Origin of the sequence: Agrobacterium tumefaciens (genome assembly GCA_025560025.1) — a bacterium.
GTDB lineage: Bacteria > Pseudomonadota > Alphaproteobacteria > Rhizobiales > Rhizobiaceae > Agrobacterium.
In genome coordinates this window covers 2,074,547-2,087,817 of sequence record CP048485.1, presented here as the reverse complement: position 1 = coordinate 2,087,817, position 13,271 = coordinate 2,074,547, and the positions used below count along the sequence as shown (strand labels likewise).

Genomic DNA, 13,271 nt, shown 5'->3' with positions numbered 1-13,271 from the left:
GCAACCGGCGTCCTTCGGGGTCTGTCAAACAAGTCGAATTTGGCCCCGGAAACGCTTTGATTTGCGGGGCAGGTGCGAAAGCTGCGGGACCACGATGAACCTTAGCCCAAGAGAAAAAGACAAGCTGCTGATTTCCATGGCCGCCATGGTGGCACGCCGCCGGCTGGAACGCGGCGTGAAGCTGAACTATCCCGAAGCGATTGCGCTGATTACCGATTTCGTGGTCGAGGGCGCCCGCGACGGCCGTGCCGTTGCCGAGCTGATGGAAGCCGGCGCGCATGTCATTTCCCGCGACCAGGTGATGGAAGGCATCGCCGAAATGATCCATGATGTGCAGGTGGAAGCGACGTTTCCCGATGGCACCAAGCTGGTGACCGTTCACGAACCGATACGGTAAAGGGGCGAATATGGCGCTGGAGCTTCGACCAAATTGCGAATGCTGCGACCGCGATCTTGCTCCCGACAGCCGGGATGCGATGATCTGCTCGTTCGAATGCACCTTCTGCATCGATTGCGTGACGGATGTGCTTCACGGCGCCTGCCCGAATTGCGGCGGTGAGCTGGTTCGCAGGCCCGTTCGCCCGGCGGCGAAACTCGTCAATAATCCGGCGTCCACGAAGCGCGTGCTGAAGGCCGAAGGCTGCGCGGCCGCGACCGCCGCCTGAAACAGATAAGGGAGAGCACCATGAAACCCGGCGAAATCATTGCCGCAGAGGGCAGCATCGAACTCAATGCCGGCCAGCCGACCGTGACCATCGAAGTCGCCAATTCGGGCGACCGGCCGGTGCAGGTGGGCAGCCACTATCATTTCTATGAGACCAATGCGGGTCTTCTCTTTGACCGCGACAAGGCACGCGGCATGCGCCTCGATATTCCCGCCGGCACGGCGGTTCGTTTCGAACCCGGCCAGAAGCGGGAAGTGACGCTGGTGCCGCTTTCCGGCAAGCGCGAGGTTTACGGTTTCCGTCAACAGGTCATGGGGAGGTTATGAAATGGCGACGGCGCATTATCATGGAAGCTGCCAGTGTGGCGATGTGAGCTTCGAGGTCGATGCCGATCTCGACCATACCGTCATCTGCAATTGTTCGCGCTGCAAGCGCCTGGGTTCCACGCTGGCCTTTGCGCCGCGTGAGAAATTCACGCTGCTTTCCGGCGAGGACAAGCTGGCGGAATATCTCTTCAACAAACACAAGATCCATCATCTTTTCTGCTCCACCTGCGGCATCGAGAGCTTTGCTTATGCCGATGGGCCGGACGGAACGCCGATGGTGGCGGTCAATGCCAATTGTCTCGATGGTGTCGATCCCCGGGCGCTGAAGCCGCAGGCTTTCGATGGCGCGGCGGCCTGAGCGATGGAGATGAGCCGAAAAAACGTCCTTCTGGCGGCGGTGTTTCTTTGTGCGACGGCCGGCCTGTCCATGCCGGCCGCTGCGCAGGGCGAGCCGGATTGCAAGGCCCCGCAGACGCAGGCGGACATGACCATCTGCGCCGGCAAGGATTACGAAAAGGCCGACAAGCAGTTGAACGCCGAATATCAGAAGCTGCGCAAGCTGCTCACCGAGCGCGACAAGGCGGCGGATGCAGATGGCAAGGGTGCGACCGACGCGCTGGTGACTGCCCAGCGCGCCTGGGTGGCGTTTCGTGACGCCAATTGCGCGCTTTCAGGCTTTCAGGCGCGCGGCGGTTCGATGGAGCCGATGCTGATTTCCTCCTGCCTTGCCGAGATGAGCGGCAAGCGGGCGGAAGAGCTGCGCCAGCTGTCGGAAGGTTTCTGAACGCATGGGGCGGCGCATCACGATCGTTGGAAACGGGGAACTGCCGCCGGGTGCTGCTGATTTCATCGATTGTTCCGATATCGTCATCCGCTTCAATGATTGCCGGTCGCTCGGGCCAGGCGGCACACGCACCGATGTGGTGGCGGTGTGCAATACCGGGCGGCCGGGCCTTGAGATGACTGAGGGGAGCGAATGGCGCGAGAGTGACGGTGTGCGGCAGGCCTCCGCCATCTGGTCTGTGCGCGATCCGGCGAAATTTGCCGAAATGGAGCCGGATATCCGCGCGCGCTGGCCGGAACTGACCGATTTCTGCGCCGATTATACCGCCGGCTTTGCCGCCATCGCACGAGGAGCCGGCAAGGCTCACATCGTCATTCCGCGCGGTGTGCATGAAAGGCTTGATGCTGCGCTCGAAGCCTATGCGCCCGCGCCCTATGTCTGCCCCAGCACCGGCCTTTTCGCCATCGCCCATGTCCTCGAGAGCGTGAGCGACGATGGTGACGAGGTGGCGATTGCCGGTTTCGGCCATCAGGGCTGGAGCGGGCATCCGTTTGCCGCCGAACAACAGCTGGTCGAGGCCCTGGCGTCTCAGGGCAGGCTGACACGAATTTCTTCCACATCGATTTTCTCCGCGTCCGAAGGAGCCTGAGCCTATGCCTTACAAGATTTCCCGCGCCGCCTATGCCGGCATGTTCGGCCCGACCGTCGGCGACAAGGTACGTCTTGCCGATACCGAACTCTTCATCGAGATCGAGAAGGACCACACGACCTATGGCGAGGAAGTGAAATTCGGCGGCGGCAAGGTCATTCGCGACGGCATGGGCCAGAGCCAGGCGACACGGGCGGAAGGCGCTGTCGATACCGTCATCACCAATGTGGTGATCGTTGACCATAGCGGTATCTACAAGGCCGATGTTGGCCTGAAGAACGGCCGCATCCACGCCATCGGCAAGGCGGGCAACCCGGATACGCAGCCCGGCGTGACGATCATCGTCGGCCCTTCGACGGAGGCGATTGCTGGGGAAGGCAAGATACTGACGGCTGGCGGCATGGACGCGCATATCCATTACATCTGCCCGCAGCAGATCGAGGAAGCGCTGATGAGTGGCGTGACCTGCATGCTGGGCGGCGGCTCCGGCCCGGCGCATGGCACGCTCGCCACCACCTGCACCGGCGCCTGGCATATCGAGCGGATGATCGAAAGCTTTGATGCTTTTCCGATGAATCTGGCGCTGGCCGGCAAGGGCAATGCATCGCTGCCCGCACCGCTGGAAGAGATGATCCTTGCCGGCGCCTCTTCGCTGAAGCTGCATGAGGACTGGGGCACGACGCCGGCCGCCATCGACAATTGCCTGACGGTGGCCGATCAATACGATGTGCAGGTGATGATCCACACCGACACGCTGAACGAAAGCGGCTTCGTGGAAGATACGGTCGCCGCCATCAAGGGCCGCACCATCCATGCCTTCCACACCGAAGGGGCGGGTGGCGGGCATGCGCCCGATATCATCAAGGTCTGCGGCAATCCCAACGTCATTCCGTCTTCCACCAACCCGACACGGCCCTATACCGTCAATACGCTCGCCGAACATCTGGACATGCTGATGGTGTGCCACCACCTGTCGCCGTCCATTCCCGAAGATATCGCCTTTGCCGAAAGCCGCATTCGCAAGGAAACCATCGCGGCGGAGGATATTCTTCACGATATCGGCGCGTTTTCGATCATCTCTTCCGACAGCCAGGCCATGGGCCGCGTCGGCGAAGTGGCGATCCGCACCTGGCAGACGGCCGACAAGATGAAGCGCCAGCGCGGCCGCCTGAAGGAAGAGACCGGCGAAAACGACAATTTCCGTGTCCGCCGTTACATCGCCAAATATACCATCAACCCGGCCATCGCCCAGGGCGTCAGCCACGAGATCGGCTCCATCGAAGTCGGCAAGCGCGCCGATCTCGTCTTGTGGAACCCGGCCTTTTTCGGCGTGAAGCCGGAGATGGTGCTGCTTGGCGGCTCGATTGCCGCCGCACCGATGGGCGATCCGAATGCCTCCATTCCCACGCCGCAGCCGATGCATTACCGGCCGATGTTTGCCGCCTATGGCAAGCTGCGCACCAATTCCTCGGTCACTTTCGTGTCGCAGGCGTCGCTGGATGCCGGCCTTGCCCAGCGCCTCGGCGTCGCCAAGAAACTGCTGCCGGTAAAGAATGTGCGCGGTGGTATTTCCAAGGCGTCGATGATCCACAATTCGCTGACCCCCCATATCGAGGTCGATCCCGAAACCTACGAAGTGCGCGCCGATGGCGAGCTTCTGACCTGCGAACCGGCAACGGTGCTGCCGATGGCACAGCGTTATTTCCTGTTCTGACGGCATTTCGTGTTGAGGCTTCTCACAAGGCGGATCGGCGGCTGCATGCTGCTGATCCTCCTGTTGCTTCTGCTCGGCACTGTCGTGCCGCGCCCGTTTTTCGCAGGGGATGTGAGCGGCGGCGTGGCGGGCCGCGAAATCCTGCTGTTATCCAACCCGATTCACACCGATATCGCCGTGCCGGTTGACGACGATCTGCGGCGGGCATTTGCCGAATTGCAGGAAGACGGTATTGCGGTCAACCATCCGGCGGCGGCCTATCTGGTGTTCGGCTGGGGCGGCCGGTCGTTTTATACCGAGACGCCTACCTGGGCCGATCTGAAACCCATGCCGGTCCTGCGTTCGTTTACGCTGGATCAGTCGGTGATGCATGTGGATGTGACCGGGGATTTTCCCGCCGATCTGGCCGGGGTGAAACGCCTGCGCATTTCCGAAGCGGGGTATCAGCGCCTTCTCGCCGGTATCGGGGCGAGCTTTGTCAGGAAAGACGGCAAGGTTCAGCTTATCCCCGGTGTCGCCTATGGTCTCAATGACGCGTTTTTTGAGGCGAATGGCTGGTTCAATGCGTTTGCCGGCTGTAACACATGGTCGGCCGCCATGCTGCGGCAAGCCGGAATTCGCACCGGCTGGTGGACGCCCTTGCCCCCATTGCTGCGCTGGTCGGTCGATCTCCACAATTGATCCTCCGCCGATGCGGCATTTCATACATTCAACGCCTCAATCCGATTTTTATGCTGCACCGCAGCGCATCTTGCGTTATGGAAACGGCAAAAGAATTCCGTGCGGATCGATCCCAAGCGATACGCATAAAACACCTGATCAGGAGAAAAGACATGCTCGGCAAAAAAGTGCCCGCCGTAACCTTCCGCACGCGCGTTCGCGACGAGGCCGTTGGCGGCCCCAACCCGTTCCGCTGGCAGGACATGACCTCCGACGATTATTTCAAGGGCAAGAAGGTCGTTCTCTTCTCGCTGCCCGGCGCCTTCACGCCGACCTGCTCGACCTACCAGCTGCCCGATTTCGAAAAGCTGGCGGGTGAATTCCGCGCGCTCGGCGTGGATGACATTTATTGCCTGTCGGTCAATGACGCCTTCGTCATGAATGCCTGGGCAAAGGGCCAGAACCTCGAAAACGTCAAGGTCATTCCGGATGGTTCGGGTGAGTTCACCCGCAAGATGGGCATGCTGGTCGCCAAGGACAATCTCGGCTTCGGCATGCGCTCCTGGCGTTACGCCGCCGTCATCAACGACGGTCTGGTGGAGCAGTGGTTCGAGGAAGAGGGTTATTCGGACAATTGCGAATCCGATCCTTACGGCGTTTCCGCGCCGCAGAACATTCTCGAAAACCTGAAGGCACGCGCTGCGGCCTGATTTTGGTTTCAAGATTTTTGCGAAGGCCCGGCGGCAATGCCGGGCTTTTTTCGTTTTCTGGGACGCGATTGTCTTTCGCGATGCTGTCTCATCCGCACACCGTCACCCCTGACTAGATCCGGGGTCCAGCGCGATCAAGTCCCTGATCGCGAAAGACTCCTCTCACGGCGCAGACGCGCCGTGGCTGGATGCCGGATCCAGTCCGGCATGACGGAGGAGAAGTTGCCGGACGCCTCAAGTCTTTACGCCGGCAAGGCCGACCTTTTTCATGCCCTGCATTCATTCACCTTGAAATCACCCCGCCTATCCGGCAAAAATCAGACCCCCAAGACAGTTTCTGAAACGGATCATTCCATGCTGCGCGTCACCTCCTATCATCCGGCCGGAACCCCCGCCGACGAAGCTTCCGGTTATGTTACCCTGGCGCATGACCAGCGGCATCTGCGCCGCAAGCTGCTGCATCTGCAAAATGACGAGATGGTGATGCTGGACCTGAAGGAAGCCGTGCTGTTTGCCCATGGCGATCTTCTGGTGGTGGAGAACGGCGACCTGATCGAGGTCCGTGCAGCGGATGAAAAGCTGTTCGAAATCAAGGCGAAGGACCGTCTTCACCTGATCGAGCTTGCCTGGCATCTGGGCAACCGCCACCTTTCCGCGCAGATCGAGGAGGAGCGCATTCTCATTCTGCGCGATCATGTCATTCGCGCCATGCTGGAAGGTCTGGGCGCCACCGTGCGTGAGGTGGAAGAGCCATTCCAGCCGGCGCGCGGCGCTTACCACGCCCATGGCGGCCATTCCCATGGTCATGACCACGGGCATCACCATCACGATCACGGCTGAGCCGTGAGTGAAGATCGCGGCGTCGCCGCGCTGCTGCGGCTGATGGCCTGGCTGTCGCCGGCCTTTCCCGTCGGTGGTTTTTCCTATTCCGGCGGGCTTGAAAAGGCGGTGGAAGACCGGCGTGTGCGCGATGCCGCCGCGCTTCACGGCTGGGTGGAGACGCTTCTGCGTCACGGCAGTCTCTGGAACGACGTGCTATTTCTGGCGGAAGCCTGGCGCAACGGTGAGGACGCCGCTGTCTTAAGCGAAACGGCCGATCTGGCGCGGGTGCTGGCCGGTTCGGCGGAGCGCTATCGCGAGACGGTGCTTCTTGGTGATGCTTTCGTTGCCGCCGCCGGTGCCTGGCCGCACGCGGTTCTCGCGTTGTTGCCGAAGGATGTTCCCTATCCCATCGCTGTCGGCGCGGTGGCTGCCGGTCATGCGGTGCCGCTCAGGGAAACGATTGCCGCCTTTTTGCATGCCGGGGTTTCGCAGCTCGTTTCGGCGGGCATCCGCCTCGGGGTTGCGGGACAGAAGGATGGCGTTACCATTCTGGCCGCAAGCGAGGCGATCATCGCGGAGATGGCGGCGCGGGCAATGCAATCCACGCTCGACGATCTCGGCAGCGCGACGATCATCGCCGACACGGCAGCCATGCGCCATGAAACGCAGGGCACCCGGCTTTTCCGGTCCTGATCGCGCTGCATGACGATCGTATTGAACGAGCGTATGCCGCTTTTTTCTTCTCCCCGCCGGGGAGAAGGTCGCGGCAGCGGGATGAGGGGGCGAGGGTAGCGATATTCGAAGAGGGTGCCCCTCATCCGACCCTTCGGGCCACCTTCTCCCCGGCGGGGAGAAGAAACGCGCGGCACGATCCTTGCATATATTGAAGCGTCCCGTTGAGGGACTATGGTGAAACAAGACCAAAGCATATCGAAGGGAACAGAGTGATGAAATCGGGTAATGGGCCGCTGCGCGTCGGCATTGGTGGGCCGGTCGGTTCTGGCAAGACGGCGTTGACGGAAAAGCTCTGCAAGGCGATGAGCGCCGATTATTCGGTCGCGGTCGTCACCAATGATATCTACACCAAGGAAGATGCCGAGGCGCTGGTGCGCATGCAGGCGCTGCCGTCCGAACGTATCGTCGGAGTCGAGACGGGTGGTTGCCCTCATACGGCCATTCGCGAGGATGCGACGATCAATCTACAGGCGATTGCCGGGCTTAATGCGCGGTTTCCCGATCTCGACTTGGTCTTCATCGAATCCGGCGGCGACAATCTCGCCGCGACCTTTTCGCCCGATCTTGCCGATATCACCATCTATGTCATTTCCGTCTGCCAGGGTGAGGAAATTCCGCGCAAGGGCGGGCCGGGCATTACCCGCTCCGATCTGCTGGTCATCAACAAGAAGGACCTCGCCCCCTATGTCGGCGCTGACCTCACCGTCATGGACAGCGATGCGACGCGCATGCGCAACGCCATGCCCTTCGTGTTCACCGATATGAAACGGGGCGATGGCGTGGAGCGCATCGTCGGTTTCCTGAAAGAACAGGGCGGTCTCTGAAATATGGCTATCTCCCGCCGTTTCGGCGCTTACGAGGTTTCCCGTTTTGTCGACGGTGTCTACAAGGCGCCGGTTGGCCATCTCATCCATCGCCAGGGTGCCGAAGCGCTGGCGGCGGCTCTTGCCGGGCATGAGGGTGAAACGGTGGATATGGATGTCAACTGCTTTGCGCTGTCCGGGCCTGAAGGCATCTGGCTGATCGATGCCGGTTGCGGCACGGCCTGGGGTGCAGCCTATGGTCATGCTCGCGCGGCGATGATCGCCGCCGGAATTCAGCCGGCGGCTGTCAATCGCGTTATCCTCACCCATATTCACGGCGACCATGCGCTTGGCCTCATCGACGGCGACCGGCCTTATTTTCCCAATGCGGAGATATGGGTTCCCGAGGCCGATCTCGGCTTCTTCACCAGCGAGGTGGCACGAAAGACCCTGCCGCCCGCCCGGCAGGGCGGGTTCGATCTCGCCGCGCGCCTGCTCGATATTTGCGGCGCCATGCTGCGGCCGATCCCGACGGGAAAGATAGCGGATGATGTGGAGGCCATCGCCATGCCGGGCCACACGCCCGGACATACGGGCTATCTCATCGGCAAGGGTGGTGAACGGCTGTTATTATGGGGCGATGTGCTGCATGTGAGCGCGTTGCAGGCACAGGATCCGGGTATCGGCTTCGTTTATGATATCGATTCCGAACTTGCCTATTCGACGCGTTTAAAGGCGCTTGGCGAAGTTGCCGATAATGACTGGCTGGTTTCCGGCGGCCATCTTGGCGGATTTTTCCGTGTTGAGCGAGAGGGCGATCGTTTTCGCTTCGTGCCACAGCCGATCTGATATCCGGGTGCAGGAAAATTCGAGGACGGGATACCGGCAGGTGTCCCGTCCTCGTCCTTCCCCCGGTATTGGCTTCATATCTGTTTCAGCGCCGCGACATCATTGACCTGGACGATGCGGCCGCGCACGGTGACCCCGGCTTTTTTCAAGGTCGAGAAGGCGCGCGAGAGGGCTTCCGGCGCAAGGCCGAGCTTGCCGGCGAGCAGGCTTTTCTGAAACGGCAACCGCAGTGAAAAGGATGTCGCGTCGCGTGGGCCCTGATTGATGAGGTAATGGGCGACACGCTGCGGCGCTGTCTGCAGCCGGTCATTGGCGATGCAATCCATGGTTCCGAGCAGGCTGTTGGACAGGCAGCGCATGACGGCCTTGGCGATTGCCGGCTCCTGATCGATCAGGCTGCGGATTCTTGTCAGTTCGAAACGCGCCACGGTGCAGTTTTCCGCCGCCTGCGCGCTGTAACGATAGCTGTCGCTGCCGAAGATCAGGCATTCATTGAAGGTTTCGCCCGGGCCGCTGACACGCACATCCGCCTCGCGCCCGTGCCGGTCCAGCCGGTAGAGCCTGACATAACCTGATAGAACGCAGTAGAAATATTGCGCCGTCTCGCCTTCCTTGAAGAGTACGTGGCGGGCGTTCACATTGATGACGCTGGCCGCCTCCATCAGCTTCAATGCAGCCGCGTCATCCGCTATCCCGATCAGGGGGGCGCGCAGCAGAATGTTCCTGTCCCTGTTGCTCAGCTTCACGGTCTTGTTCACGTCCATCCGGCTCCCGCTCAAACCTTTTGCCGGGCTGTCCGAAGCGATACGAAACCGGGGATGTTCCTTTTCCCTCACGCCTATCTGAAAAGAGCTCATCGCATTATCCTTCGACCGGCAACTCCCGATGCGAAGGAGATTAGCAGTTCACCTGAAAAGCGAATTGATTTCGATCAAATGGGTTTGCAGTCGTTAAGGGGGAAATGACTGGGCTATTCGTGCTTCGATGCACAGGGGAAAATATGGAGCGGGTGAGCGCCACATATTTCTTCTCCCCGAGGGGGAGAAGGTCGCGGCAGCGGGATGAGGGGGCGAGGGTAGAGATATGCGGAGAGCTAACCCCCTCATCCGACCCTTCGGGCCACCTTCTCCCCGGCGGGGAGAAGAAACAAGCGGCGACGTTTTGCCCTTTAAACTCCCCAAAAGAAAACGCCGGGCACAGGGCCCGGCGTCTCAATCGTTATTCTGCAAGCTTCACTCCGCAGCGAGCGGCGGCAGCCGCAATATGTTGCTGCCCTTGTCTGCGGTCTTGTCGCCGGTGCCCTTTTCCATGCTGGCGACCCGGGCCTCGAGCGAGGAGAGCGCCAGGCTGTTTTCGCGGGCGATCTCCGAGAGTTTCTCGTTGGAGAGGGCCTCTTCCTCCTCTTCCTTCTTGCCGAAGAAGCGGCCGAAGAGGTGGGCAAGCAGGCGCGAAAAGTCGTCCATGATCAGGAAGAAGGCGGGCACCACGATGAGCGACAGCACCGTCGAGACGATGATGCCGCCGATCACCGCAATCGCCATCGGCGCGCGGAACGAACCGCCTTCGCCGACGCCGAGCGCGGAGGGCAACATGCCCGCCGACATGGCGATGGAGGTCATGATGATCGGGCGGGCGCGCTTGCGGCCGGCCTCGACCATGGCATGCACCCGTTCCATGCCGTGGCGGCGCATTTCGATGGCGAAGTCCACGAGCAGGATGGCGTTCTTCGTCACGATGCCCATCAGCATCAGGATGCCGATGAGAACGGGCATCGACAGCGCGTTCTGTGTGATGATGAGCGCGACTGCCACGCCGCCGATGGCAAGCGGCAGCGAGAACAGGATGGTGAAGGGCTGGATGACATCCTTGAACAGCAGGATGAGCACCACCAGCACCAGCATCAGCCCAAGCAGCATGGCGTTGACGAAGCCCTGCTGCATTTCGCCCTGCACCTTGGCGTCGCCGCTTTCGGCAAGGCGAACGCTTGCCGGCAGATCGGTTTCCGCCACGATGCGCTTGAACTCGGCCGTCGATGTATCGAGCGCCGTGCCGAAGGGCACGTCGGAGCCGATGGAGACGACGCGGTTGCGGTCGTTGCGCTTGATCGAGCTTGGACCTTCCGAATAGTCGATATCGGCGACGCTATAGAGCGGCACCAGCGACCCGGAGGCGGTCTTGATCTTCAGCGCGCGGATGGTGGCGAGGTCGCGGCGGGTATCGAGCGATGCCTGCACGCGGATCGGGATCTGCCGGTCATCCAGCGAAATCTTCGTCAGCTGCGCGTCGATATCGCCGATGGTGGCGACACGCACGGTCTGCGAAATCTGCTGTGGCGTAATGCCGAGGCGGGCGATTTCATCCTTACGCGGGCGGATCTGCAGTTCCGGACGGGGCAGGGCGCCTTCCGAGCTGACATTGGCAAGGATCGGCGAAGCGCGCAGGCGGCTTTCGAGCACACCGACGGCGTCGTTCAGATCCTTTTCGTTCGACGAGAGGAAGTTGAAGCTCAGTTCACGCTCCGCGCGGTCATTCAGCTTGATGATGCGCACATCCGGGATGGTGCGGACCTTGGCGAAAATATCTCGCTCCACATCCCATTGCGGACGGAGGCGGCCCTTTTCTTCCACTTTCGGCAGATATTGGCCGATGAGCGGAAGGGAGCCGAGACCCTTGTTGACCAATGTCTTCAGCAGCGAGTGATCGATATGCTGAAGGATGACGTTGACCGTGGCGCGGCGAAGCTCCAGATCGCCCTTGGGCGAAGCGCCGCCGAGGATGAAGACACTTTCCACACCGTCAATATCGCGGATGGCATGGAAGATTTCGGTCGTCGTGCGGTCGGTTTCGTCCAGCGTCGCATTGGGCGGCAGTTCCACCGAAAGCGTTACGCGGGAAGCATCGTCCGGCGGCAGGAAGCTGCCCGGCACCTGGCTCAGAAGATAGACGGATGCGACCAGAAAGCCGATGGCGCCGATGAGCGTCAGGTATCGCGCCCACCACTTGCGGGTGGTGGCGGAAACCATGCGTGTATAGGATTTCATCAGCCAGCCGTCATTGTCGGCGTGGTCGTCCATCGCGTCTTCGGCGCGCATCAGATAGGCCGCCATCAGCGGTGTGATGAGGCGGGCCACCGCCAGCGAGAAGAACACCGAGAAGGCGACCGTCAGGCCGAACTGGATGAAGTATTGGCCGGGAATGCCGGGCATGAACGAGACAGGCACAAAGACGGCGATGATGGTGAAGCTGGTGGCGATGACGGCGAGGCCGATTTCATCCGCCGCTTCGAGTGCCGCCCGATAGGGCGTCTTGCCCATCTTGATATGGCGGGCGATGTTCTCGATTTCCACGATGGCGTCATCCACGAGAATACCCGTGGCGAGCGTCAGCGCCAGGAAACTGACGAGGTTGAGCGAGAACCCCATCAGGTCCATGATCCAGAAGGTCGGGATCGCGGAGAGCGGCAGGGCGACGGCGGCGATCAGGGTCGCGCGCCAGTTCCTGAGGAAGAGCAGGACCACGATGACGGCGAGGATCGCGCCTTCGATCAGCGTATCGAGCGCCGCCTTATAGTTGCCATAGGTGAAATAGACGGCGTCGTCGACCATTTCTATCGACACGTCGGGATGATCCTTGCGGACCTGATCCAGGCTTTCCGCCACGGTTTCGGCCACCGAAACCTCGCTTGCACCCTTGGAGCGGAATACCGCGAAGGTGACGGCGGGGTTGCCGTTGAAGCGCGAGAAGGACTTCTGCTCCTCATAGGTGTCCTTGACCGTGCCAAGCTCGGAGAGCTTCACGAAGCGGCCGTTGGAGAGCGCGATGGTGGTGTTTGCGAGCTGCATCACGTCACGCGTATCGCCGAGCGTGCGGATCGTCTGCTCGTTGCCGCCAACCTGGCCACGGCCGGAACCGAGATCGATGTTGGTGCCGCGCAGCTGGCTGTTCACCTCGGTGGCGGTGATGCCGTAAGCGTCGAGCTTTTCGGGGCTGAGCGAAACGCGCACCTCGCGGTCCGCGCCGCCGTAACGGTCGACCTTGCCGATGCCGGACTGGCCCTGGAGCGAGCGCTTGATCGTGTCATCCACGAACCAGGACAGCTCTTCCAGCGTCATGTTCGGCGAGGAGACGGCAAATGTCTGGATTGCCTGTCCTTCGACGTCGATCTTGCTGACAACAGGCACCTCGATATCGGCGGGCAGATCGCTACGGATCTTGTCGATGGCGTCCTTGGTGTCCTGAACGGCCTCTTCCGTCGGCTTCTCGATGCGGAAGACGACGGTGGTAAGCGATTGTCCGTCGGTGACGGTCGACTGGATTTCGTCGACGCCACTGATGGCGGCGACGGCGTCCTCGATCTCCTTCGTCACCTGCATCTCGAGCTCGGAGGGCGAAGCGCCGCTCTGGGTCACGGTGACGGCGACGACGGGGACGTCGATATTGGGAAAGCGGGTGATTGGCAGGGCGTTGAAGGCCTGCATGCCAAGGACCATCAAAAGCGCGAAGCCAAGCAGCGGCGCAATCGGGTTACGGATTGACCATGCGGAAAAGTTCATC

15 protein-coding genes are annotated in these 13,271 nt (G+C 61.2%); 13 read left to right on the top strand and 2 right to left on the bottom strand.

Annotated elements, in window-relative coordinates; genetic code table 11:
• The first annotated feature begins 94 nt into the window (after window positions 1–94).
• From FY152_10260 to FY152_10200, 13 genes are all read left to right on the top strand, one after another.
• Window positions 95–397, top strand: a complete 303-nt coding sequence (locus FY152_10260) for an urease subunit gamma (protein UXS32452.1) — start codon at window positions 95–97, stop codon at window positions 395–397.
• A gap of 10 nt (window positions 398–407) precedes the next feature.
• Window positions 408–665: a DUF1272 domain-containing protein gene (locus FY152_10255; GenBank protein UXS32451.1), complete on the top strand. Its 258-nt coding sequence runs from the start codon at window positions 408–410 to the stop codon at window positions 663–665.
• Window positions 666–685: 20 nt separating this feature from the next.
• Complete coding sequence (locus FY152_10250) at window positions 686–991, top strand: urease subunit beta (GenBank protein ID UXS32450.1); 306 nt, start codon at window positions 686–688, stop codon at window positions 989–991.
• A gap of 1 nt (window position 992) precedes the next feature.
• The gene (locus FY152_10245; protein ID UXS32449.1) at window positions 993–1,349 is read left to right on the top strand and encodes a GFA family protein; all 357 of its coding nucleotides are present in this window, start codon (window positions 993–995) and stop codon (window positions 1,347–1,349) included.
• Window positions 1,350–1,352: 3 nt separating this feature from the next.
• Window positions 1,353–1,775: a lysozyme inhibitor LprI family protein gene (locus FY152_10240; GenBank protein UXS32448.1), complete on the top strand. Its 423-nt coding sequence runs from the start codon at window positions 1,353–1,355 to the stop codon at window positions 1,773–1,775.
• A 4-nt stretch (window positions 1,776–1,779) separates the two neighbouring features.
• Window positions 1,780–2,424 (top strand): Urease operon accessory protein, encoded by a 645-nt coding sequence (locus tag FY152_10235; GenBank protein ID UXS32447.1) that lies wholly within the window; start codon window positions 1,780–1,782, stop codon window positions 2,422–2,424.
• Between the two features lie 4 nt (window positions 2,425–2,428).
• Window positions 2,429–4,138 carry an urease subunit alpha gene (gene ureC, locus FY152_10230; GenBank protein UXS32446.1) on the top strand — a complete coding sequence of 570 codons (1,710 nt, stop codon included), beginning with the start codon at window positions 2,429–2,431 and terminating at the stop codon, window positions 4,136–4,138.
• 9 nt (window positions 4,139–4,147) lie between these two features.
• Window positions 4,148–4,819 carry a TIGR02117 family protein gene (locus FY152_10225; protein ID UXS32445.1) on the top strand — a complete coding sequence of 224 codons (672 nt, stop codon included), beginning with the start codon at window positions 4,148–4,150 and terminating at the stop codon, window positions 4,817–4,819.
• A 152-nt stretch (window positions 4,820–4,971) separates the two neighbouring features.
• A complete protein-coding gene (locus tag FY152_10220) occupies window positions 4,972–5,508 on the top strand; it encodes a peroxiredoxin (protein UXS32444.1) in 537 nt (178 codons plus the stop codon).
• A gap of 354 nt (window positions 5,509–5,862) precedes the next feature.
• Window positions 5,863–6,348 carry an urease accessory protein UreE gene (ureE, locus tag FY152_10215; protein ID UXS32443.1) on the top strand — a complete coding sequence of 162 codons (486 nt, stop codon included), beginning with the start codon at window positions 5,863–5,865 and terminating at the stop codon, window positions 6,346–6,348.
• 3 nt (window positions 6,349–6,351) lie between these two features.
• Complete coding sequence (locus tag FY152_10210) at window positions 6,352–7,023, top strand: urease accessory protein UreF (protein UXS32442.1); 672 nt, start codon at window positions 6,352–6,354, stop codon at window positions 7,021–7,023.
• A 254-nt stretch (window positions 7,024–7,277) separates the two neighbouring features.
• Window positions 7,278–7,889: an urease accessory protein UreG gene (gene ureG / locus FY152_10205; GenBank protein ID UXS32441.1), complete on the top strand. Its 612-nt coding sequence runs from the start codon at window positions 7,278–7,280 to the stop codon at window positions 7,887–7,889.
• Window positions 7,890–7,892: 3 nt separating this feature from the next.
• A complete protein-coding gene (locus tag FY152_10200) occupies window positions 7,893–8,717 on the top strand; it encodes an MBL fold metallo-hydrolase (GenBank protein ID UXS32440.1) in 825 nt (274 codons plus the stop codon).
• Between the two features lie 74 nt (window positions 8,718–8,791).
• On the opposite strand, the gene FY152_10195 is transcribed toward FY152_10200, so the two are convergent.
• Window positions 8,792–9,481, bottom strand: coding sequence for a Crp/Fnr family transcriptional regulator (locus FY152_10195; protein ID UXS33265.1), 690 nt, complete (start codon window positions 9,479–9,481; stop codon window positions 8,792–8,794).
• 468 nt (window positions 9,482–9,949) lie between these two features.
• Window positions 9,950–13,270, bottom strand: coding sequence for an efflux RND transporter permease subunit (locus tag FY152_10190; GenBank protein UXS32439.1), 3,321 nt, complete (start codon window positions 13,268–13,270; stop codon window positions 9,950–9,952).
• Window position 13,271 lies beyond the last annotated feature (1 nt).

Coding starts and splice junctions, on each gene's coding strand:
- FY152_10260 (UXS32452.1), top strand. CDS start 95: ATGAACCTTAGCCCAAGAGAAAAAGACAAGCTGCTGATTTCCATGGCC.
- ureC (UXS32446.1), top strand. CDS start 2,429: ATGCCTTACAAGATTTCCCGCGCCGCCTATGCCGGCATGTTCGGCCCG.
- FY152_10195 (UXS33265.1), bottom strand. CDS start 9,481: ATGGACGTGAACAAGACCGTGAAGCTGAGCAACAGGGACAGGAACATT.
- FY152_10240 (UXS32448.1), top strand. CDS start 1,353: ATGGAGATGAGCCGAAAAAACGTCCTTCTGGCGGCGGTGTTTCTTTGT.
- ureG (UXS32441.1), top strand. CDS start 7,278: ATGAAATCGGGTAATGGGCCGCTGCGCGTCGGCATTGGTGGGCCGGTC.
- FY152_10245 (UXS32449.1), top strand. CDS start 993: ATGGCGACGGCGCATTATCATGGAAGCTGCCAGTGTGGCGATGTGAGC.
- FY152_10220 (UXS32444.1), top strand. CDS start 4,972: ATGCTCGGCAAAAAAGTGCCCGCCGTAACCTTCCGCACGCGCGTTCGC.
- FY152_10200 (UXS32440.1), top strand. CDS start 7,893: ATGGCTATCTCCCGCCGTTTCGGCGCTTACGAGGTTTCCCGTTTTGTC.
- ureE (UXS32443.1), top strand. CDS start 5,863: ATGCTGCGCGTCACCTCCTATCATCCGGCCGGAACCCCCGCCGACGAA.
- FY152_10250 (UXS32450.1), top strand. CDS start 686: ATGAAACCCGGCGAAATCATTGCCGCAGAGGGCAGCATCGAACTCAAT.
- FY152_10255 (UXS32451.1), top strand. CDS start 408: ATGGCGCTGGAGCTTCGACCAAATTGCGAATGCTGCGACCGCGATCTT.
- FY152_10235 (UXS32447.1), top strand. CDS start 1,780: ATGGGGCGGCGCATCACGATCGTTGGAAACGGGGAACTGCCGCCGGGT.
- FY152_10190 (UXS32439.1), bottom strand. CDS start 13,270: ATGAACTTTTCCGCATGGTCAATCCGTAACCCGATTGCGCCGCTGCTT.